A 22,151-nucleotide genomic window follows, 5' to 3' on the forward strand; every position below is an offset into this window, starting at 1 on the left:
TCGAGGAGGCGTGCGTGGCGGTCGACAGCGGGCGAACGCGGGACGGCTTCCACCGCCCGGCACACCTCCGCCCCGAGGACCGGCCCGGCGGCCTGCGCCGCGAGGAGCGCGCGAACGCCCAGCGCCGCGAGGAGCGCGCGGGCACCGTGCAGCGTCGCGAGCACCGCGCCGTTCTGCGGTGGGAGGAGCGGGAGCGGCCGGGAGGTGTGCGCCAGGAGCGCTCCGGCGGCCTGCGGCGCCCCGAACGCCAGAGCAACGCCCTGCAATCCACGCAGCCGGCCACGGCCTCCGCGGCACCGGCACCCGCGGTGACACCCAAAGAGCCCGCCCAGCGCAGGGAGCCCGTCCAGCGCACGGAAGCCGCGCAGCGCATGGAGCCCGCGCAGCGCACGGAGTTCGTCCAGCGCACGGAGCCCGTCCAGCGCACGGAGCCCGTCCAGCGCACGGAGTTCGTCCAGCGCACGGAGCCCGTGCAGCGCACGGAGTTCGTCCAGCGCACGGAGCCCGTCGAGCGTCAGGTGGTCCGCCGCCGGCCCAGCCCCGTGGGCACCGCCGCCGGCCGCCGCGCCGGACACCCCGAGCGCCTTCCCTCCGCGGCCGCCCGCACCGCCGCCGCCCCCGTGTCGCCGGCCCCCGGCCCGCCGGTCCCGCCCGCCCTCGTCTCGGCGCAGCTCGAAGCCGCCGTCGAGGATGCCGTCGGAGGCGTGGCCACGTTCGTACCGGCGACGAAACCGCAGGAAGCGCACCCGGAGCCGGCCAGGACGCCGCGGCACCGGGCCCGCTGGGCGTGGGAGGGGCGCTACCTGCGGACCCTGCTGCTGATCGACTCGGTGATCGGGGTCCTCGCGGGCCTGGTCGCGTTCGAGGTCCGGTTCGGCTCGGTGCTGACGAACTACAACACCCGCTACGCGCTGCTGTCCGCGCTCCTGCCGGTCGCCTTCACCGCCACCCTCGCCGCCAACCGCGCCTACGAGAAGCGGTACCTCTTCGTCGGCACCGACGAGTACCAGCGGGTGCTGCGCGCCGGCCTGGGGCTGACCGCCGCGACCATCGTCGGCGCCTACGCCGCGGAGATCCAGATCGCCCGCGGCTGGTTCGTGGTCGCGCTGCCGCTGGTCACGTCCGGCTGCCTGGTGTCGCGGTTCGTGCTGCGGCAGCTGCTGCACCGGGCCCGCAAGACGCGCGGCGCCTGCATGCGGCGGGTCGTGGTGGTCGGGCACGGGCTGGCGGTCGAGGCGATGACCAGGCAACTGTGCCGGGAGCGGTACCACGGGCTCAAGGTCGTCGGCGCCTGCCTCGCCGAGGAGGGCAGCGTGCCGGGCGTGCCGGTGCTGGGCACGTTCGACGAGATCGCCGGGGCGGTGCGCCGGGCCCGGGCCGACACGGTGCTGGTGCTGTCCTGCCCCGAGCTGGACGGGCACGCCCTGCGCCGGCTCGCGTGGCGCCTGGAGCGCGACGACATCGACCTGATCGTGGCCAGCACGCTGATCGACGTGGCCGGCAGCCGGACGACGATCCGGCCCGTCGACGGCCTGCCGATGCTGCACGTCGAGCACCCCACGCTGACCGGCGTGCGACGCGTGCTGAAGGCGGTCGTGGACCGGGTCGGCGCCGTCCTCCTGCTCGTCGTGCTGAGTCCCCTTCTGGCTGGTCTGGCGCTTGCGGTTCGCGCGGAGTCCAAAGGGCCGGTACTGTTTCGTCAAGTACGGGTGGGAAAAGACGGTCGTGAGTTCGTGATCGTCAAGTTCCGCACCATGCACACGGACGCCGAAGCCCGCCTCGCCGAGCTCCGGCACCTCAACGAAGTCGACGGCGCGCTGTTCAAACTGCGCAACGACCCACGGGTCACCCGCGTCGGACGGTTTCTGCGCAAGTTTTCGCTCGACGAGCTGCCTCAGCTGCTCAATGTGCTCGGAGGCAGCATGTCACTGGTCGGGCCGCGCCCGCCGCTGCCGGAGGAGGTCGCCGTGTATCCGGACGACGCCCGGCGCAGGCTGGCCGTGCGGCCCGGGATGACCGGCCTCTGGCAGGTGTCCGGCCGGTCGGACCTATCGTGGGACGAAGCGGTCCGCCTCGACCTGCAGTATGTGGAGAACTGGTCGTTGTCGCTCGACCTGGTGATCATGCTGCGGACGTTGAGCGCGGTGACCCGAGGGGCTGGAGCGTACTGATGACCGACATGCCACCCGCCACCGACGGCGGGTTCGCGCGCTGGCTGGCCCAGCGCGCCGGCGACCTGCTGCTGAAGCTGCGCGAGGAGATGGGGTACGCCGACCCGGCGGCCCTGCGCAAGGCCGGCGACCGGCTGTCGCACGAGCTGCTCGTGGCGCACCTGGAGCGCTGGCGCCCCGCCGACGCGGTCCTGTCCGAGGAGGGCGCCGACAGCGCCACCCGGCTGAACGCCGACCGGGTGTGGATCGTCGACCCGCTCGACGGCACCCGCGAGTTCGGCGAGGAGGGCCGCGCCGACTGGGCGGTCCACGTCGCGCTGTGGGGCCGCACGTCCGCGCGGATCACCGAGTACGCCGGCGACGGCACCCCGCAGCCGCAGCGCGCCGCCGGCTGGGGCCGGCTCCTGGCCGGTGCGGTCGCCCTTCCGGCGCAGCACTGCGTGCTCGGCACCGACGTGCCGCCGCCCTTCCCGCCGATGCCAGGCGTGCAGGGCGAGCCGATCCGCCTCGCGGCCAGCCGCACCCGCCCGCCGGCGCTGCTGACCGCGCTCGCGGAGCGGCTGCCGATCGAGCTGGTGCCGATGGGCTCCGCCGGCGCGAAGATCGCCGCGGTGATCGACGGCGCCGTCGACGCCTATGTCCACGCCGGTGGCCAGTACGAGTGGGACTCCGCCGCGCCGGTTGCTGTGGCGGTCGCCACGGGACTGCACGCTTCCCGGATCGACGGGACTACGTTGGAATACAACCAGCCCGACCCACGGCTGCCTGACCTGGTGGTGTGTCGGAAGGCACTGGCGCCTCAGCTGCTGGCCGCGATCAGCGCGTCCGTCGCTTCCTAGGGAAAGGTTTCCGCCAACCATGAGCCGCGCGCCCTACCGCGTCTCGCACCTGGACGCTCTCGAGGCCGAGAGCCTGTTCATCATGCGTGAGGTGGTCGCCGAGTTCGAGCGACCGGTCCTGCTGTTCTCCGGCGGCAAGGACTCGATCGTCATGCTCCGCCTCGCGGAGAAGGCGTTCGCGCCGGGCCGGATCCCGTTCCCGGTCATGCACGTCGACACGGGGCACAACTTCCCCGAGGTCCTCGCATACCGGGACCGCCGCGTCGCCGATCTCAACGTGCAGCTCATCGTGGCGAGCGTCCAGGAGGCGATCGACAGCGGCCTGGTGCGCGAGTCCGGCGACGGCATGCGCAACCGGATCCAGACGCCGGTCCTGCTGGAGGCGGTCGAGAAGTACCGCTTCGACGCGCTGTTCGGCGGGGCCCGCCGCGACGAGGAGAAGGCCCGCGCCAAGGAGCGCGTCTTCAGCTTCCGCGACGACTTCGGCCAGTGGGACCCGCGCAACCAGCGGCCCGAGCTGTGGGCGCTCTACAACGCCCGCATCGCGCCCGGCGAGTCGATCCGTGTCTTCCCGCTCTCCAACTGGACCGAGCTGGACGTCTGGCACTACATCGCCCGCGAGCGCATCGCCCTGCCCGACATCTACTTCGCGCACGACCGCGAGGTCGTCGACCGCAACGGGATGCTCTACGCGATCAACGAGTTCCTGCCGCTGAAGTCCGGCGAGAAGCCGTTCGTGGAGCGGGTCCGCTACCGCACCGTCGGCGACGCCTCCTGCACCGCGGCGGTCCGCAGCGACGCGGACACGATCGACAAGGTGATCGACGAGGTCGCCGCGACCCGCATCACCGAGCGCGGCGCGACCCGCGGCGACGACAAGGTCAGCGAGGCGGCCATGGAAGACCGCAAGCGTGAGGGGTACTTCTAAGATGACCGCGGTTGTTGAGACGCCCGCCCAGCGGCAGATGGACCTGCTGCGCTTCGCGACGGCGGGCTCCGTCGACGACGGCAAGTCGACCCTGATCGGCCGGCTGCTCTACGACTCGAAGGCGATCTTCGAGGACCAGCTCGAGGCGGTCGAGGCGACGTCGCGCTCGCGCGGCGACGAGTACACCAACCTCGCGCTGCTCACCGACGGCCTGCGGGCCGAGCGCGAGCAGGGCATCACGATCGACGTGGCCTACCGGTACTTCGCGACGCCGCGGCGGAAGTTCATCATCGCCGACACGCCGGGGCACATCCAGTACACGCGCAACATGGTCACCGGTGCCTCCACCGCCGACCTGGCGCTGATCCTGGTCGACGCGCGCAAGGGCCTGGTCGAGCAGTCCCGGCGGCACGCCTTCCTGTGCTCGCTGCTGCGCGTGCCGCACCTGGTGCTGTGCGTGAACAAGATGGACCTCGTCGACTACTCGCAGGAGGTCTTCGAGCGGATCGCCGACGAGTTCACGTCGTTCGCGGCGAAGCTCGAGGCGCCCGACCTCACGGTCATCCCGATCTCGGCGCTGCACGGGGACAACCTCGTCACCCGGTCGGAGAACATGCCGTGGTACGAGGGGCCGTCGCTGCTGCACCACCTGGAGCACGTGCACATCGCCTCGGACCGCAACCTGGTCGACGTGCGCTTCCCGGTGCAGTACGTGATCCGCCCGCAGTCGACCACGGTCGCGGACTACCGCGGCTACGCCGGCCAGGTCGCCTCGGGCGTGCTGAAGCCCGGCGACGAGGTGATGGTCCTGCCGTCCGGCTTCACCACGAAGATCACGCACATCGAGACCGCCGACGGGGAGCTGCAGGAGGCATACCCGCCGATGTCGGTGACGATCCGGCTCGCGGACGAGATCGACATCGCCCGCGGCGACCTGATCTGCCGGCCCAACAACGCGCCGGCCGTCGCCCAGGACATCGAGGCGATGATCTGCTGGATGGACGAGAGCCGCCCGCTGACCGTCGGCGCCAAGTACTCGATCAAGCACACGACCCGCTCGGCCCGCACCGTGATCCGCGGCCTGCAGTACCGGCTGGACGTGAACACGCTGCACCGGGACGAGTCGGCGACGTCGCTCGGCCTCAACGAGATCGGCCGGGTCAAGCTGCGCACCACGGTGCCGCTGCTCGCCGACCAGTACCGGCGCAACCGCACCACCGGCGGCTTCATCATCATCGACGAGGCCACGAACCGCACCGTCGGCGCCGGCATGATCATCGAGGCCGGCTGAGCGGGCAGGCGCACCCTACGGTTGGCGCGGGCGGATCACCGACACCCGCGCCACCCGGCGGCCCTCTACCGTACTGACGTGCAGATGCCAGCCGTCGTGCCGCACCTCGTCGCCGGTGCGGGGGAGCCGCCCCAGCCGGGCCATGACGAAGCCGGCCACCGTCTCGTACGGGCCGGTGGGCAGCGTCAGGCCGGTCCGCTCCGCGAGGTCGGCGAGGTTGAGGCGGCCGTCCACCTCCTCCGCCGACGGCGGCGTCGGCGGCGTGTCGTACTCGTCGTGGATCTCGCCGACGAGCTCCTCGATCAGGTCCTCCAGGGTCACGATGCCCGCCGTGCCGCCGTACTCGTCGATGACGACCGCCAGGTGATGGCCCTCCCGGCGCATCTCCGACAGCGCCGCCAGGACCCGCTTGCTGGCCGGCAGCCGCTTCACCTCGCGGGTCAGCTCGCGCAGCCGCAGGCAGGGGTCGATCGCGGGCAGCAGGGTCAGGTCGCGCACGTGGACGAAGCCGAGCACGTCGTCCTGGTCGCCGTCGATCACCGGGAACCGGGAGTGCCGGGTGGCGCGCACGACGGTCACCGCCTCGGCTACCGTCAGGCCCGCGTCGAGGAACAGCACCTCGGTGCGCGGCACCATCACCTCACGGACATGGCCGGTGCCGGTGCCACCGGCGATCAGCGTCCGCAGCTCGGCCTCGCTGACGTCCGGGGGCCCGTCGCCCGCGTGCAGCCGAAGCGCCAAGCGGCTCAGCAGACCCGCCACAGCCTGTCGCAAGGTCCCGGCACCAAGCTGCGACATGCCCGAAATTGTAGGTGGCGGGCACTATGCCGTTCACCACAGACGTGTAAATTTGTTGGTTCCTGATGACTTTTGGAGGAAAGCCGTGAAACTGCTCGTCACCGGGGGCGCCGGCTACATCGGCAGCGTCGTCACCGCCCTGCTGCTCGACGCCGGTCACGACGTGACAGTGCTCGACGACCTCTCCACCGGTCACGAGTCGGCGGTGCCGCAGGGCGCCGTCTTCGTCCGCGGCCGGGTCCACGACGCGATCGGTGACGTGCTGACCCGCGACGCCGGGTTCGACGGCGTGCTGCACTTCGCCGCGTTCATCGCCGCCGGCGAAAGCGTACAGAAGCCGGAGAAGTACTGGGAGAACAACACCGTCGGCACGCTGCTGCTGCTGGACGCCATGCGCGCCGCCGGCACCCGCCGCCTCGTCTTCTCCTCCACGGCGAACGTCTACGGCGACCCCGACGTCGTCCCGATCCCGGAGACCGCCGCGGTGCGGCCGCCCAACCCGTACGCCACCTCGAAGCTCGCCGCCGACCACGCGCTCACCGGCGAGGCCGTCGGCCACGGCATCTCCGCGGTCAGCCTGCGCTACTTCAACGTCGCCGGCGCGCTGCGCCGCCCGGACGGCTCGATGATCGGCGAGCGGCACGACCCCGAGACGCACCTCATCCCGATCGCGCTGCAGGTCGCGCTCGGTCGCCGGGAGAAGCTGCAGCTCTTCGGCGACGACTACGACACCCCCGACGGCACCAACATCCGCGACTACATCCACGTCGGGGACCTGGGCGCCGCCCACCTCCTGGCGCTCGCGACCATGGACGGCCCCGGCCACCGCGTGTACAACCTGGGCAACGGCACCGGCTTCTCCAACCGGCAGGTCGTCGACGTGGTCCGCGAGGTCACCGGCCACCCGGTTCCGGTCGAGATGGCGCCCCGCCGCCCGGGCGACCCGGAGCGGCTCGTCGCCGCCTCCGACAAGGCGAAGCGGGAGCTGTCCTGGACGCCGCGGCACACCGAGCTGTCGACGATGGTCCAGGACGCCTGGGACCTGATGCGGGGCTGAGGCGGCCCGGGCGCTACTGGGCGTCGAGCTTCTGCCAGGTGGTGCCGTCGACCGAGTACGCGGTGTAGATCGTGGACATCTCGTAGGCGACCCAGCCGGTCTGCGTCCGGGCCAGCCGCCTGGTCGGGTGCAGGCCCTGGACCCGCTGCCAGGTGGCGCCCCGGTCGCTGGAGACGAGCCAGTGGCCGTCGCCGTCGACGATCATCAAGCGGTTGTCGAGCAGCGGGATCAGGTCGCCGCCGATCGTGGTGGCCGTGAGCGGGCGGGGCTGGCCGAAGCGGGCCCCGCCGTCCGAGGACGCGGCGACGCCCAGCAGGGTGGGCGGGTTGGTGGTGGGGTCCGTCAGCGCCGCGTAGACGTCCCGGCCGAGGAACGACACCTGCGCCGTGCCGGTGCCGGGGAACGTCGTGGGCGTCCAGGTGGCGCCGCCGTCGCGGGACACCGCCACCGCGGGGTGGCCGCCGTCGGTGCCGCCGGCCCACCAGGAGCCGTCGCCCGCCCGTACGGGAGCGACCCAGGCCAACCCGAACGGCGGCTGCGACGGCGGCTGGACCAGGGTCGTGCCGTCGTGTAGCAGCGCCGCGAGCCGTCCGTCCCGCAGGATGAGGCGGGCGTCGCCCGGCAGGGCGGCGACGGTGGTGGCCGGGCCCGCGGCGGTGTCCCACGTGGCCCCGTCGGTGCTGCTGGCCCGGGAGCCGTCCGCGCCGATCAGGGTGATCCGCGGCCCGGTGACCACCAGCGACGGCAGCGCGCCGCGCGAGGGCGAGCCGAACGCGCCGGGTGCCGGGGACGTGCTCCACGTCCGGCCGCCGTCGAGGCTGGTGTTGACCCATGCGGTACAGGCGGCGGCGCAGTCGACCGTGAGCAGGAACCCACGGTCGGCGTCGATGAACTCGGCGTCCTGGATCTTCCCGGGGAGGTCCCGGGGGAGGGCGGGCAGCCCGTTGACGGTGATCCCGCCGCCCGTGTAGACGGCGCCGGGCGCTGCGGACGGCGAGGAGGCCACCTGCGGCGGCGGCGCTTCGCGCGGGATCAGGAACGACGCGGCGACGAGCAGGCCCAGGGCGACCGCCCCCACCTGGGCGGCGCGCCGGCGGCGGCGCAGGACGCGGGCCCGGGCCGTGATCGCGGCCAGGGGCGGCTGGGTGAAGTCGAGCCGCTGGGCGCGGAGCAGGGTCTCGAGCTCGTCAGGCATGGCGCACCTCCGTCGAGGGCGACGTCGAAGAGGCCGTCGAGGGCGACGTCGAAGAGGGCGTCGAGGGCGACTTTGAAGAGGCATAGCCCGGAAGCCGTTCGGCGAGGGCGGCCCGCCCCCGCGACAGCCGCGACTTGACGGTCCCGCCGGGCACGCCGAGCGTGGCCGAGATCTCCTCGACGCTGAGGTCGGCGTAGTAGTGCAGCACGATGACCTCCCGGTACGTGCGAGGAATGGCGTCGAGGGCGTCGGTCAGGTCGGTGCGCTCCGGCGAGGGGCCGGCCTCGACGTGCCGCTGGGCGGCGCGCTCGCGGAGCATGATCAGGTCGAGCAGCTTCCGCCGGCGCCAGCGGCGGCGGACGACGTTGACCGCCACGGTGCGCAGCCACGCCTCGGGGTTGTCGATGCCGGTGAAGCCGCCGGGCCGGGCGGCGGCGCGGGCGAACGCCTCCTGGACCACGTCCTGCGCCTCGGTGAGGTCGGTCGTGAACGCGTAGAGTTGCGTCACCAGCCGCCGATAGCAGGCGTGGTAGACCCCCTCGAGCTCGCTCACACCGGCCACGATCCCCGGCCGCCTCCTTCGGTTCCCGGGAATCTCGCTTTCCAGGAACTCCGCGGTCAGCCGGGCAGGACGGTCGCCGACAGCGCGGCGGACTGCCAGGTGCGGCCGTCCGTGGAGAGCCTGGGCGGGTCGCCGAGCGAGGCGTAGCCGTTGCCGAGCGGGTCGAGCGGGCCGCCGGGTCCGGCGACGATCTCGAAGTGCTCCCCGTCGAGGCTCTGCAGGTAGGCGATCTCGGAGTCGCCCTGGACCCACAGCACCAGGGAGCGGTCGGGGCGCGCCAGCACGCCGAAGGCGCGGCCGTTGAGCGCACCGTCGTTGTTCAGCGGCGCCGGCAGCTCGATCTTGGTGGTCACCTCCTGCCAGGTGTGGCCGCCGTCGCGGGTACGGAAGTGCCGGATCCCCTTGCTGTAGCGGATGAACGCGTGGGCGGTGACGCCGTCGAGCGTGGCGAGCGTCGGCGCGTCGATGCCCACGGGTGCGTCGAGCGTGACGGCCTGCCAGTGCCTGCCCTGGTCGGTGCTGACCGCGACCGCGGGTGCGCCGGAGTGGATGTCCGCGCCGGTGACCCACCAGCCGGCCCCGACCGGCAGGTCGCCCACCAGGGTCCGGCGGGCCATCGGCGGCTGGTCGACGAGCAGGCTCAGCCCCCCGGTGTCCTGCCGGACGCCGAAGAGGTCGCCGTACTGGGCGAGCTGGAGCGCCCGGTCGGCGGGGCCGAGCGCCTCGCGGGTCTCGGGACCGACGACCGGCGTGGCGGGCTTGTCGTCGAGGCGGAACTTCACGCTGGTGCGGGAGCCGCCGCTGACCTCGCCGCTGAGCATGAACGTCTGCGGGGAGATCTCGAGCAGCTCGACGTGGTCGAGCTTGTCCAGCGGGCTCTGCCGCAGCGTGTCCATCAGGAACGGGCTGCGCCGCTGCACGGACTCGCCCCGCAGCACGACCACCTGGAGGTTGCACCGGCGGGCCTGGGGCACCTCGACGCAGACGTCCACGGCGGCGACCACGCCGTCGGGAAGGTCGCCGGCGGCCGCCCGGATCGTCCGGGTCGACTCGAACGCGCCGCTCGCCGGCGCCGACGCCGAGGGCTGCGGGGTCCAGGGGTCGCCGATGTCCGGGTTGGGGCCGAGGGCGGCCGGGGTCGGGCGGCCGAACACGCCGGCCAGGGCGACGGGCGCGAACACGGCGAGCGTGCCGACGAGGGCGCCGACGACGGACATCCGGTCGCGCATGCGGACCCGTCCGGCCCGGCGGGACAGCAGGCTGAAGTCGGGCATCCACGTCGCCGACTCGATCTGCGCGCGGAGGGTGCGGAAGTCCAGGTCAGGGCGCATCGCGCACCTCCTGGACGTCTCGTTGGGGCTGGGGCTGGGGCTGGGGCAGGGCCACGGGGCGGCGGCGCGGGCCGGTGGCGTCGGGGTCGGCGTCGCTGAGCAGGGCGGCGAGCATGGCGCGGCCCCGCGACAGGCGGGCCTTCACCGTGCCGACGGGCACGCCCAGCGCGTCGGCGACCTCGTGCACCGACATGTCGGCCAGGTGGTGCAGCACGATCGTCTCCCGCGTCGCCTGTGACAGCTGCTGCAGGGCGGCGACGAGCGCGACCCGGTTGGGGTCGACGCCGGGCACGCTTTCCACCGGACGGGCGACACGCCCGCTGCGGACCAGGGTGTCGAACAGCCGGCGGCGCCGCCAGCGGGTCCGGGCCAGGTTCATCGCGACGGTGCGTAACCACGCCTCCGGGTCGGCGACGTCGAGGAACTGCCGGGGGCGGGCCAGGGCGCGCGCGTAGGCCTCCTGGACCAGGTCCTGGGCCTCGGCGTGATCGCCGGTGAGCGCGTACAGGGCGGCGACCAGTCGCCGATAATGCGCCTCGTACGCGTCACGGACGGCTTCGCGCGCCTCGAGCTCTTCACCCACCCCGTCACCCCCTTCACCGTTGAAGACCGCTGTGTCCCGCTCCCGGTTGCGCCACCGCTGTGGTGGTGCTGACAGAATGACGCGCATGTCGTCGTCCGTCAGCACCGACCGTCCTCGGGTGCTCTCCGGGATCCAGCCCACCGCCGACTCGTTCCACCTGGGCAACTATCTCGGCGCGTTGCGTAACTGGGTGCCGATGCAGGACACGCACGACACCTTCTACTGCGTCGTCGACCTGCACGCGATCACCGCCGGCCACGACCCGGCGCTGCTGCGCAAGCGGACCCGGGTGAGCGCGGCGCAGCTGCTGGCGATCGGGCTCGACCCGGACCGGTGCACCCTCTTCGTGCAGAGCCACGTGCCCGAGCACGCGCAGCTCTGCTGGGTGATGGGCTGCATCACCGGCTTCGGCGAGGCCAGCCGGATGACGCAGTTCAAGGACAAGTCCCAGAAGCAGGGCGCCGACCGCTCCAGCGTCGGGCTGTTCACGTACCCGATCCTGCAGGCCGCCGACATCCTGCTCTACCAGGCCGACGCGGTGCCGGTCGGCGAGGACCAGCGCCAGCACCTGGAGCTGACCCGCGACCTCGCCCAGCGGTTCAACACCACCTTCGGCAAGACGTTCACCGTGCCGGCGCCCTACATCATCAAGGACACGGCGAAGATCACCGACCTGCAGGAGCCGACCGCGAAGATGTCGAAGTCGGCGTCGACCGCGTCCGGCCTGGTCGAGCTGCTCGAGGACCCGGCGAAGGCGGCGAAGAAGATCAAGTCGGCGGTCACCGACACCGGCCGCGAGATCATCTTCGACCAGGCCGCGAAGCCCGGCATCGCCAACCTGCTCACGATCTACTCGGCGCTGACCGGGCGGAGCATCGACGACCTCGTCGCCGCCTATGACGGCAAGGGCTACGGCGACCTGAAGAAGGACCTGGCCGAGGTCGTTGCGGAGTTCCTGCGCCCGATCCAGCAGCGCACCAACACCTACCTGGAGGACCCGGCGCAGCTGGACAAGCTGCTCGCGATCGGCGCCGAGAAGGCCCGCTCGGTCGCCGCTGCCACCCTGGGCACGGTCTATGACCGGATCGGGTTCCTCGCACCGGGTGCTGCGCACTGACGTGGCCCGCGAGGAGACCACCATCGGCGTCGCGATCGACCTGCCCGACCCGTGGGGCGGCGAGCTCACCGCCGCCCGGCTCGCCGCGGGCGACCCCGCCGCCGCGCACGTGCCCGCGCACGTGACCCTGCTCGGCCCCACCGTCGTGGCCGCCGCCGACCTGCCCGCGATCGACCGGCACCTCGCGGAGGTCGCGGCGCGGCACGCGGCGTTCACCGTGCGGCTGCGCGGGACCGGCACGTTCCGGCCGCTGACGCAGGTCGTCTTCGTGGCGGTCGCCGCCGGCATCAGCGAGTGCGAGCGGCTGCACGAGGCGGTGCTGGGGGCGGCCGCGATCGAGGCGGTGTCGTCGTACCCGTACCACCCGCACGTGACGGTCGCGCACAACGTGGCGCCGGAGCGGCTCGACGCGGCCTTCGCCGACCTCGCCGGCTATGAGGCCGTCTTCGACGTGGACGGGTTCGCGCTCTTCGAGCACGACGAGAGCGGTCGATGGCAGCCGTACGCGCAGTACCGCCTGTCGTCGCGCCGGTCCGCGGTTGATCAGCGACGATAGGAAGGTGGGCCTCCTCGACCGGCTGGAAGCCGGCTTCGACCGTGCGGTGGCCGCCGGCCGCCGTCGCTGGAGCGTGTTCGACCACGTGTGGCGGGCTCAGGAGCGGTACTTCGACGTCGACGCGGCCCGCCTCGCCGCCGCCACCGCCTACTACGGCTTCTTCGCCGTCTTCGCGATGGTGGTGGTGGCGTTCTTCATCCTCGGCCGGGTGCTCGGCGGCAACGACGCCGTGGTCGCGCGGGTCCAGGCATACCTGACGGTCAACCTGCCGCAGCTGCACTCCGACCAGATCTTCGCTGGCAGCCAGCAGATCGGGCTGATCGCGATGATCGGCCTGATCATCGCCGGGGTCGGCTGGGTGGAGAACCTGCGCTCGTCGCAGCGCGCCCTGTGGCACCTGCAGGAGCACCCGGGCAACTATTTCGTGCGGTGGCTCGTCGACCTCGCCGTCCTGGTGGCGCTCGGCCTGCTGCTGATCGTGTCGATCGGCATCTTCGCCGGTGTCCAGGAGCTGCTGTACTGGCTGGCCGGCGACTTCGAGCAGGACCCGGTCAGGGTGGCGCTGCGGGGCACGTCGACGCTGCTGTCCGGGATCGTCGACCTGGTGCTGGGCATGGCGCTGCTGGCCGGCGTGCCGCGGCTGCGGATGTCGCTGCGCCGCCTGCTGCCTGCGGCGGCGCTCTTCGCGGTCGGGCTCGGGCTGCTCAAGACGCTCGGGAAGCTCTACATCACCCGGATCGAGGACAACCCGGCCTACCAGCTGGTCGCCGGCACGATCGGGCTGCTGCTCTACATGTACCTGCTGCACCAGCTGCTGCTCTTCGCCGCGGCGCTGGCCGCCACCGACACGCACGGGCGGGCGAAGGACCTGGCCGGCGGCGAGCCGCGCAGCGACGTGAAGGCGGCGCTGCGGGCGGCCGAGCTGGTGGAGCAGGCGGCGGAGACCACCCAGAAGGCCGCCGCCGAGGTGCGCGCCGACCACCCGCCGGCGGCCGGCGCGGCGGATCCGCCCTCCACCGCCGGGACGGCCGATCCTCAGTCGGTGGCGGCGGCCGCGGACATGGCGCGCCGGATGCGCCCGTCCGGCGGTTCAGCGCCATCGGAGCCGCGCGACGCGTCATGATGGGCGCCGTGGGTGCACTTGTGACTTTGGACCTGCCGGCCGACGCGCCGGCGCTGACCCTGCCGTGGATCATCACCTTCGGCCCGTTGAACGAAGACGAGGAGTGGGAGCCCGTCGTGTGCGGGCCCTACGAGCGGGCGCACGCGCTCGCCCTCGCCGAGGCCGTCGTGGCCGACGAGGAGCTGATGGCGGTGGTCGAGCCGCTCCAGCCGCACGTCACCGCCGAGCAGATCCTCGGTGACATCGCCGCCTCCCGCCTCGCCGCCGAGAACGAGGACCTGGAGACGGCGGCGCTCGACGAGGAGCTCGCCGACTACGACGACGACCACGGCCACCACCACGACCATGACCACGACGACCCGGACCACACGCACGAAGCCCCGTCGATCGAGGAGATCCGCGCCGGTTTCGCCCGGATCGCGGCCAAGCTGACGGCTTAGGGCCTGTTTCATAAGGGGGGTCGAGGCGAGGCGAGGTCCAGGCGTCGATCTGGGGCCGCGCCGGGCGCGCCCGGATACCGGTGTTGTATCCGGGTGTGACCGGCGTGGGTCCAGGCGGCGTCTGGGCCCGCCGCAGCCCGGCCATCCCTTATGAAGCAGGTCCTAAACGTTCCACCAGGCGGTCGTGTCGCCTGGCAGCCAGCCGGCCATCTCGCTGCTGCTCAGCAGCGGGGCGGCCGGCTCTTCGATCTTCACCGGCTCCGCCGTCAGGTTGGCGGCGACCCGCATGGTCCCGGTCTCGAAGCGCAGCACCCCGTCGGGCGCGTCCAGCCAGCGCAGCGTCGTCGACGGGCGGCGCAGCCGCAGCGCGTCCCGGTAGAGCGACAGGGTCGACCGCGGGTCCCCGTGCTGCTTCTCCACGGTCAGGCCGGCCCAGTCCGCCGGCTGCGGCAGCCAGGAGCCGCCCGGCCCGAAGCCGAACGGCGGCGCGTCACCCGACCACGGCAGCGGCACGCGGCAGCCGTCGCGGCCGAGCTCGGCGCCGCCGGAGCGGATCCACTGAGGGTCGGTGCGCACCTCGTCCGGCAGGTCGAGCACCTCCGGCAGGCCGAGCTCCTCGCCCTGGTACAGGTAGGCGCTGCCGGGCAGGCCCAGCATGAGCAGCGTGGCGGCGCGGGCCCGCCGGACGCCACCGAAGCGGGTCACGTGCCGGCGCCGGTCGTGGTTGGACAGCACCCAGGTGGGCGGCGCGCCGACCTGCGCCGCGGCGGCGAGCGACGCGTCGATGATCCGGCGCAGGACGGCCGGGTCCCAGGGCGCCTCCAGGAAGTCGAAGTTGAACGCCTGGTGCAGCTCGCCCACCGACACGTAGCGCGCCACGCGGTCCGGCGTGGTGTCGAACACCTCGGCGACGGCCATCCGGTCGCCCGGGTAGCTGTCGAGGATCTTGCGCCAGTCGCGGTGGATCTCGTGGACGTCCTCGTGGTCGAAGAGCATCACGCCGGCCAGGTCCTTGATCATGCCGTGGGCGACGTCGACCCGGAAGCCGTCGACGCCCCGGTCCAGCCAGAAGCGCAGGATGTCGGCGAACTCGGCCCGCACCTCCGGGTTGTGCCAGTTGAGGTCGGGCTGCTCGGGCGCGAACAGGTGCAGGTACCACTGCCCGTCCGCGACCTGCGTCCAGGCCGGCCCGCCGAAGAGCGACTGCCACCCGTTCGGCGTGTCGCGGAAGATGTACCGGTCGCGCCGGTCCTCCACGAACCAGGGGTGCCGCGACGACGTGTGGTTGGGCACGATGTCGACGATCACCCGCAGCCCGAGCCGGTGCGCCTCCGCGAGCAGGGCGTCGAAGTCGGCGAGCGTGCCGAAGACCGGGTCGACGTCGCGGTAGTCGCTGACGTCGTACCCGCCGTCGACCATGGGGGAGCGGTAGAACGGCGACAGCCACAGCGCGTCCACCCCGAGGTCGGCGAGGTGGCCGAGCCGGCCGGTGATGCCGGGCAGGTCGCCCACGCCGTCGCCGTCGCTGTCGGCGAAGCTGCGTGGGTAGACCTGATAGATGACCGCGTGTCGCCACCACTCCACAGAGTCACGCTAACGGGCCGCGGCCCGCACGGAGGGCGTTCAGGAACCACTCCCACCTGTGCATCGTCGCCGGGATCGGCGGCCATCCATTGATTACGGCCATGAGCTGCCAGTACCGCTCGGCGCGCGGGTCGACGGCGAGGGTGAGTTGATCGATGAGGGTGTCGCGGTCGTCCTCGGCGACGCCCCACCGCTCCAGCACCGCGGCGACGACCGGCACCGCCCCCGGGTCGCCGGGCGCCAGCCCCGCGTCCATGCCGGCGGCGATGTGGCCGGTGAACCACGATATTTCTGACATGTCGGTCGGGGCCAGGCGGCGCTCGCCCGGGGCGAAGCTCCGCTTGCTCATCTCCCGCAGCCGGGCCCGGAAGTCCTGCTCGCGCAGCATCCCGGCGAGCTCGATCCAGGCATCGACCTGCGCGTCGGTGGGGTCGTCGGGCAGGTCGGGGGAGACGCTGCGCATCCTGGCGCTGAACCGCGCGGCCTCCGGCGACTCCGCCGCCCTGGGCAGCTCCGCGAAGATGCTGTCGAAGAACTCGTCCACGATCCGGCGGCGCTCGTCGGTGCTGGCCTGCGCGATCCGGGCCATCCGGTCCAGCTCGGCGGGGGTCGGGCCGCCCGGTGCCGGGTGCAGCGCCACCGCGCGCAACGCCGCCCGGCGCAGCCGCAGCACCCGGATCTGCACGCCGATCGCCTCCGCGTGCGCGGCGGCCACCGCGCCCAGGTCCTCGCCCCGGTCCAGGACCCGCTTGATGGTCGCGATGTCCAGCCCGAGCTCCCGCAGGGTGCGCACGAACTCCAGCCGGACCAGCGAGTCGTGGTCGTAGCGCCGGTAGCCCGCGTGCGAGCGCTCCGCCTCCGGGACGAGCCCGACGTCGGAGTAGTAGCGGATCGTCTTGACCGGCAGGCCGGACAGCCTGGACAGCTCGCCGATGTTCATGCGGCCATCGTGGACCCTCCAGCTGCTGGAGAGTCAAGGAGGCGCTACCTTGCGCCTGTGGAACCTTTGCGGCTCATCCTCCTCTATGCCCACCTGATCGGCTTCGCGCTGCTGCTGGGTGGGTCGATCACCCAGTACCTCACCGGCCGGCTCCGGATCAACAGCGCGATGCTGTGGGGTGCGATCGTCCAGGTGGTGACCGGCGTCGCGCTGTCCGCGCCGTTGCGTGACGGCCACGAGCCGCCCACCGCCAAGCTGGCCGTCAAGGCGCTCATCGGCGTGGCGATCTTCGCCATGACCTTCTTCTCGCGCAAGCGCGAGGAGGTCAACCGTGGGCATTTTCTGGCTTTGGTGGGGCTAACGCTCGTTAACGCCGCCGTTGCCGTCTTTTGGAAGTAAACCGGGCCATACAAGATCGATCTCGGTACGCTGGAGGGACCTCTGGCACGTCACGGCCCTATAACGCACTCCTCCCAACCCGGCAGCAAACTGCGGAACTGTCGTTCGGAGGGCGTACGCTCCCGCCGTTGGGATTCACCGCGTTGGGGCGGTGCATTGGTGAAGGGAGACCGTCTTGCGCCGAGTGCGTGGGATGAAGGTTCTCGCGGCCGCCGCGGTGGCGATTGTCGCGTTGGGTGCCATGACCGCTTGCGGTGACGACAAGAGCGACGAGCCGGGCGGCTCGAGCAGCGGTGGCACCACGGCGAAGAAGAGCGTGAAGGTCGGCCTCGCGTTCGACATCGGCGGCCGTGGCGACAAGTCGTTCAACGACTCCGCCGCAGCCGGCCTCGACCGGGTCAAGAGCGAGCTCAACCTTGAGGTCAAGGACCTGGCAGCGGTCGCCGGCGAGAGCGAGAACGACAAGTACGCGCGACTGAAGCTGCTCTGCACGACGGGTTACAACCCGGTCATCGCGGTCGGCTTCGTCTACGACGGCGCGGACGCCAAGAACGGCCCGCTCGCGCGCGCCGCGAAGGACTGCCCGAACACCAAGTTCGCCATCGTCGACGGCGGCACCACCGCTGACAACGTGGCCGACCTCGTCTTCGCCGAGGAGCAGGGCTCCTTCCTGGTCGGCGCGGCCGCCGCGCTGAAGTCGAAGACCGGCACGGTCGGCTTCATCGGTGGCTGCCAGGTCGACCTGATCAAGAAGTTCGAGGCGGGCTTCGCCGCCGGCGCCAAGGCAGCCAAGGCTGACATCAAGGTGCTGACCAACTACCTGTCGACCCCGGCCGAGGCCTGCAAGGGCTTCAACGATCCCGCGGGTGGCAAGACCGCCGCGACCGGTATGTACGACCAGAAGGCCGACATCATCTACGCGGCCGCGGGCGGCTCCGGCACCGGCGTCTTCGAGGCCGCCAAGGCCAAGAACGCCCTGGCCATCGGCGTCGACTCGGACCAGTACAACACCGTGACCGACGCCTCGCTCAAGACGGTCATCATGACCTCGATGCTCAAGCGCGTCGACAACGCGGTGTTCAACTTCGTCAAGGACTTCGGCGAGGACAAGTTCAAGGCCGGCCCGACGGTCTTCGACCTCAAGGTCGACGGCGTCGGCTACGCCACCTCCGGTGGCCAGGTCGACGACATCAAGACCAAGCTGGACGAGTTCAAGGCGGACATCGTCTCCGGCAAGATCACGGTGCCGACCAAGTAATCCAGAGCTGGACGTGAGGCGGGGGACTGTGATCCGGTCCCCCGCCATCACTCGTTGAAGGAGCATCTCGTGACCGCGGACCCACCCGCCGTCGAGCTGAAGGGGATCACCAAGCGGTTCCCCGGCGTCGTGGCGAACTCGGACGTCAACCTCACCGTCCGCAAGGGCACGATCCACGCGATCGTCGGTGAGAACGGGGCCGGTAAGTCGACCCTCATGAAGATCCTCTACGGGATGCAGCCACCGGACGAGGGCGAGATCCTCATCGAGGGCAGCCCGGTGAAGTTCTCCTCGCCCCAGCGTGCGATCGAGGCCGGCATCGGCATGGTGCACCAGCACTTCATGCTGGCCGACAACTTCACGGTCACGGAGAACGTGGTCCTCGGCGCCGAGAAGCTGCACGGCATCGGCGCCAAGGCGAAGCAGAAGATCAGCGAGATCTCCCAGCGCTACGGGCTGGACGTCGACCCCGACGCGCTGGTCGAGGACCTCGGCGTCGGCGACCGCCAGCGGGTCGAGATCCTCAAGGTGCTCTACCGGGGCGCCCGCATCCTCATCCTCGACGAGCCGACCGCGGTGCTGGTCCCGCAGGAGGTCGACGAGCTCTTCGGCAACCTGCGCGAGCTCATCCGCGAAGGCCTGACCGTGCTGTTCATCTCGCACAAGCTGGACGAGGTCCGCGGCGTCGCCGACGACATCACCGTCATCCGGCGCGGCACGACCGTCGCGTCCGTCAAGCCCGACCAGGTCACGGCCCGCCAGCTGGCGACCCTCATGGTCGGCAGTGAGCTGCCCAGCCCCGAGGCCCGCGAGTCGACCGTCACCGACGTGCCCGTCCTGGTCGTCAAGGGGCTCACGGTCCGCGCCGCCGACGGGCGGCCGATCGTCGACAACGCCTCGTTCACGATCCACAAGGGCGAGGTCGTCGGCATCGCCGGCGTCGAGGGCAACGGCCAGGCCGAGCTCGCCGAGGCGATCATGGGCATGCGCGCCACGACCGGCACCGTCACCCTCGACGGCGACGACATCTCCGCCTGGCCCACCCGCCGGCGCCGCGAGGCGGGCATCGGCTACATCCCGGAGGACCGGCACCGGCAGGGCCTGCTGCTCGACGCGCCGCTGTGGGAGAACCGCATCCTCGGCCACCAGACCGAGCGGCCCAACGCGAGCGGCTTCCTCATCAGCGTCGGCGGCGCCCGCCGCGACACCACCCGCATCGTCGCCGAGTACGACGTGCGCACGCCCGGCATCGACGTCGCCGCGGTCGCGCTCTCCGGCGGCAACCAGCAGAAGCTCATCGTCGGCCGGGAGATGAGCCACCAGCCGAAGGTGCTCATCGCCGCCCACCCGACCCGCGGGGTCGACGTCGGCGCCCAGGCCGCGATCTGGGACCACATCCGCAACGCCCGGATCGCCGGCATGGGCGTGCTGCTCATCTCCGCCGATCTCGACGAGCTGATCGGTCTGTCCGACGCGCTGAAGGTGATCTACGGTGGTCGGCTGGTGGCCGACGCCGACCCGTCGACCGTCACCCCCGAGCAGCTCGGCGTCGCCATGACCGGCGCCACAGGTGAGGAGACCCCTTCATGAGTACCGCCGCCGGCGCCCGGCGCATCGATGTCGGCAAGCTGCTGCCGCAGCTGATCGCGCCGGTCGCAGCGCTGGTCATCGCCGCCGCGATCTCGTCGGTCGCCCTGCTGATCAGCGACAAGGACCCCCTGCTGGCGTTCCAGCACATGTACGAGTTCGGCATGCTGCCCGACACGAAGGTGGAGATCCTCAACAAGGCCAGCGAGCTGTACATCGCCGCGGTCGCGGTCGCGTTCGGCTTCAAGATGGGCCTGTTCAACATCGGCGTCGAGGGCCAGTCGAAGGTCGGCGCGTTCTTCGCCGGCGCCCTGGCCAGCGCGTCGTTCATGGACTGGATGCCGGGCAGCCTGCGCATCGTGCTCATCATCGTGGTCGCGATGATCGTCGGCGCGGCGTGGGCGTCGATCGCCGCGCTGCTCAAGACCCAGCGCGGGGTCAGCGAGGTCATCTCCACGCTGATGCTCAACGCGATCGGCGGCCTGGTCATCACCTGGCTGCTCAACGACCACTGGGGCGTCACCGAGCCCGGCGCGCAGATCAAGACCACCGGCATCCTGAGCAAGGACTCGTGGATGCCCGGCCTGCCGATCATCTCCGGGACCGAACAGAAGGTACTCGGCTTCTTCGCGGTCGCGGTGGTCCTCGGCGCCGCGTACTGGTTCGTGATCAACCGCACCCGCTTCGGCTTCGACCTGCGGGCCACCGGCTACAACCCGTTCGCGGCGGTCGCCAGCGGCGTCAACGCCAAGCGCATGGTGATCACCGCGATGCTGATCTCCGGCGCGATCGCCGGCCTGGTCAACCTGCCCCGCATGCTGGGCGAGAGCCACACCTACACCGAGGGCTTCGGCGGCATCGGCTTCGCCGGCCTCGCGGTGGCGCTGCTCGGCCGCAACCACCCGATCGGCATGGCGCTCGCCGCGATCCTGTGGGGCTTCCTGGCCAGTTCGCAGATCATCCTCGACATCGACAGCATCCCGAAGGAGATCGTCCTGATCATGCAGGGCGTCACGGTCCTGTCGGTCGTCATCGCCTACGAGCTGGCCGCCCGCATCGGCCGCCGGGCCCAGCAGCGCCGGGTCGGCGTGGCCACCGCCACTGCCACCGCCGCCCCCGTTCCGGCAGTGGAGGAGTCGAAGTGAGCACCGACACGATGCTCTCGGAGGCGGCGGCGCAGCCCCCGGCCAAGACCAGGGGCCGGCGGATGTCGAGCTGGATGATCATGCTCGTCATCTCCGGTGCGCTGATCGGCCTGTCGCTGGTCCACCAGCTCGCCAACGCCCCGGACGTCACCTCGTCGGGCGCCATCCAGGCCGCCCTGCAGGCGGCGGTGCCGCTCGGGCTCGCCGGCCTCGGCGGGCTGTGGGCGGAGCGCGCCGGCGTGGTCAACATCGGCCTCGAGGGCCAGATGATCCTCGGCACCTGGTTCGGCGCGTGGGGCAGCCTGGAGTTCGGCCCATGGGTCGGGCTGCTCATCGGCATCCTCGGCGGCGCCGTCGGCGGCCTCATCCACGCCGTCGCCACGGTCACCTTCGGCGTCGACCACATCATCTCCGGCGTCGCGATCACGATCCTGGCGCCGGGTGTCGTGCGCTACCTGTCCTACATCACCTGGGGCAGCGCCGGCGCCACGCAGTCTCCGCAGGTGCCCCACATCCCCAGGGTCTCGGTGCCCGGCATCAACGGTCTCAAGGGGCTCGAGGAGCACGAGTGGTTCCTGGTGAGCGACGTCGCGGGGGTACTGCGCGGCCTGCTCTACGAGGTGTCGCTGGTGACCATCCTCGCCGTGCTGCTGATCCCGCTGACCTGGTGGCTGCTCTGGCGCACCGCGTTCGGCCTGCGGGTGCGCTCCGTCGGTGAGGACCCGCACGCGGCGGAGAGCCTCGGCCTCAACGTCTACCGCTACAAGTACTACGGTGTCGTCATCTCCGGCGCGATGGCCGGCCTCGGCGGCATGTACCTGTCCACCGTCACCTCCGCGATCTACCGCGAGGGGCAGACCGGTGGCCGCGGGTACATCGGCCTCGCCGCGATGATCTTCGGCAACTGGCGGCCCGGCGGCCTCGCCGTCGGCGCCTCCCTGTTCGGCTACACCGACGCGCTGCAGCTGCGGCGCGGCAGCGAGTCCGTGCACGCCCTGCTCATCCTGGTCGGTGCGCTGCTGCTCGCCCTCGCGGTGTGGGAGTTCATCCGGCGCAACCGGCTCGTGGCGGTCGCTTCCGCCGTCCTCGGCGTTCTTTCCTACGTATTGTTCTTCTCCGTGGACAAGATCCCTACCCCGTTGGTGCAGGCGGCGCCCTACATCACGGTGCTGGTCGTGCTCGCGCTCGCGGCGCAACGACTCAGGCCACCGGCCGCGGACGGCAAACCGTTCCGGCGGGGAGGCTGA

Annotated in this window: 21 protein-coding genes; 14 read left to right on the forward strand and 7 right to left on the reverse strand. The window is 71.7% G+C overall.

The genetic code is table 11. From position 1 onward, the window contains the following. Positions 1 to 14 precede the first annotated feature (14 nt). Genes ACFY3L_RS52245 through cysN form a run of 4 tightly spaced genes read left to right on the forward strand, consistent with a single transcriptional unit; the run spans position 15 to position 5,229 of the window. Complete coding sequence (locus ACFY3L_RS52245; RefSeq protein ID WP_389342652.1) at positions 15 to 2,171, forward strand: exopolysaccharide biosynthesis polyprenyl glycosylphosphotransferase; 2,157 nt, start codon at positions 15 to 17, stop codon at positions 2,169 to 2,171. Next, positions 2,171 to 3,010, forward strand: coding sequence for an inositol monophosphatase family protein (locus ACFY3L_RS52250; RefSeq protein ID WP_389342655.1), 840 nt, complete (start codon positions 2,171 to 2,173; stop codon positions 3,008 to 3,010). The genes ACFY3L_RS52245 and ACFY3L_RS52250 overlap by 1 nt, the downstream gene beginning before the upstream one ends. A gap of 19 nt (positions 3,011 to 3,029) precedes the next feature. After that, positions 3,030 to 3,938 carry a sulfate adenylyltransferase subunit CysD gene (gene cysD, locus ACFY3L_RS52255; RefSeq protein ID WP_389342658.1) on the forward strand — a complete coding sequence of 303 codons (909 nt, stop codon included), beginning with the start codon at positions 3,030 to 3,032 and terminating at the stop codon, positions 3,936 to 3,938. A gap of 1 nt (position 3,939) precedes the next feature. Then, positions 3,940 to 5,229 (forward strand): sulfate adenylyltransferase subunit CysN, encoded by a 1,290-nt coding sequence (cysN, locus tag ACFY3L_RS52260; protein ID WP_389342661.1) that lies wholly within the window; start codon positions 3,940 to 3,942, stop codon positions 5,227 to 5,229. Between the two features lie 15 nt (positions 5,230 to 5,244). On the opposite strand, the gene ACFY3L_RS52265 is transcribed toward cysN, so the two are convergent. Then, a complete protein-coding gene (locus tag ACFY3L_RS52265; protein ID WP_389342664.1) occupies positions 5,245 to 6,027 on the reverse strand; it encodes a hemolysin family protein in 783 nt (260 codons plus the stop codon). 85 nt (positions 6,028 to 6,112) lie between these two features. On the opposite strand from ACFY3L_RS52265, the gene galE reads away from it, so the two are divergent. After that, entirely contained in the window at positions 6,113 to 7,084 is a 972-nt protein-coding gene (gene galE / locus ACFY3L_RS52270; protein ID WP_389342666.1) for a UDP-glucose 4-epimerase GalE, read from the forward strand. A 13-nt stretch (positions 7,085 to 7,097) separates the two neighbouring features. Here the strand turns inward: galE and ACFY3L_RS52275 are convergent, their stop codons facing one another. The 4 genes from ACFY3L_RS52275 to ACFY3L_RS52290 form a co-directional block, all read right to left on the reverse strand. Next, the gene (locus ACFY3L_RS52275; protein WP_389342668.1) at positions 7,098 to 8,279 is read right to left on the reverse strand and encodes a hypothetical protein; all 1,182 of its coding nucleotides are present in this window, start codon (positions 8,277 to 8,279) and stop codon (positions 7,098 to 7,100) included. Next, positions 8,272 to 8,832, reverse strand: a complete 561-nt coding sequence (locus ACFY3L_RS52280) for an RNA polymerase sigma factor (protein WP_389342671.1) — start codon at positions 8,830 to 8,832, stop codon at positions 8,272 to 8,274. The genes ACFY3L_RS52275 and ACFY3L_RS52280 overlap by 8 nt, the downstream gene beginning before the upstream one ends. A gap of 65 nt (positions 8,833 to 8,897) precedes the next feature. Further along, positions 8,898 to 10,172: a hypothetical protein gene (locus ACFY3L_RS52285; protein WP_389342674.1), complete on the reverse strand. Its 1,275-nt coding sequence runs from the start codon at positions 10,170 to 10,172 to the stop codon at positions 8,898 to 8,900. After that, positions 10,162 to 10,842, reverse strand: coding sequence for an RNA polymerase sigma factor (locus ACFY3L_RS52290; protein WP_389342677.1), 681 nt, complete (start codon positions 10,840 to 10,842; stop codon positions 10,162 to 10,164). Before ACFY3L_RS52290 ends, ACFY3L_RS52285 begins: the two co-directional genes overlap by 11 nt. Between ACFY3L_RS52290 and trpS the strand changes: the two genes are divergently transcribed. From trpS to ACFY3L_RS52310, 4 genes are read left to right on the forward strand one after another with little or no spacing between them, the layout of a single operon-like run. Beyond that, entirely contained in the window at positions 10,832 to 11,872 is a 1,041-nt protein-coding gene (trpS, locus tag ACFY3L_RS52295; RefSeq protein ID WP_389342680.1) for a tryptophan--tRNA ligase, read from the forward strand. The genes ACFY3L_RS52290 and trpS overlap by 11 nt on opposite strands. Then, positions 11,859 to 12,428, forward strand: a complete 570-nt coding sequence (locus tag ACFY3L_RS52300) for a 2'-5' RNA ligase family protein (RefSeq protein ID WP_389342684.1) — start codon at positions 11,859 to 11,861, stop codon at positions 12,426 to 12,428. The genes trpS and ACFY3L_RS52300 overlap by 14 nt, the downstream gene beginning before the upstream one ends. Before the next feature lie 4 nt (positions 12,429 to 12,432). Further along, positions 12,433 to 13,551, forward strand: a complete 1,119-nt coding sequence (locus tag ACFY3L_RS52305) for a YhjD/YihY/BrkB family envelope integrity protein (RefSeq protein WP_389342687.1) — start codon at positions 12,433 to 12,435, stop codon at positions 13,549 to 13,551. A gap of 8 nt (positions 13,552 to 13,559) precedes the next feature. Next, positions 13,560 to 13,991, forward strand: coding sequence for a hypothetical protein (locus ACFY3L_RS52310; RefSeq protein WP_389342690.1), 432 nt, complete (start codon positions 13,560 to 13,562; stop codon positions 13,989 to 13,991). Positions 13,992 to 14,153: 162 nt separating this feature from the next. Here ACFY3L_RS52310 and ACFY3L_RS52315 read toward each other — a convergent pair whose 3' ends face one another. Continuing rightward, positions 14,154 to 15,575 (reverse strand): glycoside hydrolase family 13 protein, encoded by a 1,422-nt coding sequence (locus tag ACFY3L_RS52315; protein ID WP_389342692.1) that lies wholly within the window; start codon positions 15,573 to 15,575, stop codon positions 14,154 to 14,156. A 4-nt stretch (positions 15,576 to 15,579) separates the two neighbouring features. Continuing rightward, a complete protein-coding gene (locus ACFY3L_RS52320) occupies positions 15,580 to 16,515 on the reverse strand; it encodes a MerR family transcriptional regulator (RefSeq protein WP_389342695.1) in 936 nt (311 codons plus the stop codon). Between the two features lie 57 nt (positions 16,516 to 16,572). Here ACFY3L_RS52320 and ACFY3L_RS52325 point away from each other — a divergent pair, with 57 nt between their 5' ends. The 5 genes from ACFY3L_RS52325 (at position 16,573) to ACFY3L_RS52345 (ending at position 22,151) form a co-directional block, all read left to right on the forward strand. Continuing rightward, a complete protein-coding gene (locus tag ACFY3L_RS52325; protein WP_389342698.1) occupies positions 16,573 to 16,914 on the forward strand; it encodes a hypothetical protein in 342 nt (113 codons plus the stop codon). 193 nt (positions 16,915 to 17,107) lie between these two features. After that, on the forward strand, positions 17,108 to 18,172 hold the full coding sequence (locus tag ACFY3L_RS52330; RefSeq protein WP_389342701.1) for a BMP family protein: 1,065 nt from the start codon (positions 17,108 to 17,110) through the stop codon (positions 18,170 to 18,172). Positions 18,173 to 18,241: 69 nt separating this feature from the next. Continuing rightward, positions 18,242 to 19,762 carry an ABC transporter ATP-binding protein gene (locus tag ACFY3L_RS52335; protein WP_389342704.1) on the forward strand — a complete coding sequence of 507 codons (1,521 nt, stop codon included), beginning with the start codon at positions 18,242 to 18,244 and terminating at the stop codon, positions 19,760 to 19,762. Next, positions 19,759 to 20,904 carry an ABC transporter permease gene (locus ACFY3L_RS52340; protein WP_389342707.1) on the forward strand — a complete coding sequence of 382 codons (1,146 nt, stop codon included), beginning with the start codon at positions 19,759 to 19,761 and terminating at the stop codon, positions 20,902 to 20,904. Before ACFY3L_RS52335 ends, ACFY3L_RS52340 begins: the two co-directional genes overlap by 4 nt. Further along, on the forward strand, positions 20,901 to 22,151 hold the full coding sequence (locus tag ACFY3L_RS52345) for an ABC transporter permease (RefSeq protein ID WP_389342710.1): 1,251 nt from the start codon (positions 20,901 to 20,903) through the stop codon (positions 22,149 to 22,151). Before ACFY3L_RS52340 ends, ACFY3L_RS52345 begins: the two co-directional genes overlap by 4 nt.

The sequence above is a fragment of the Dactylosporangium sp. NPDC000521 genome (assembly GCF_042898305.1).
Taxonomy (GTDB): Bacteria; Actinomycetota; Actinomycetes; order Mycobacteriales; family Micromonosporaceae; genus Dactylosporangium.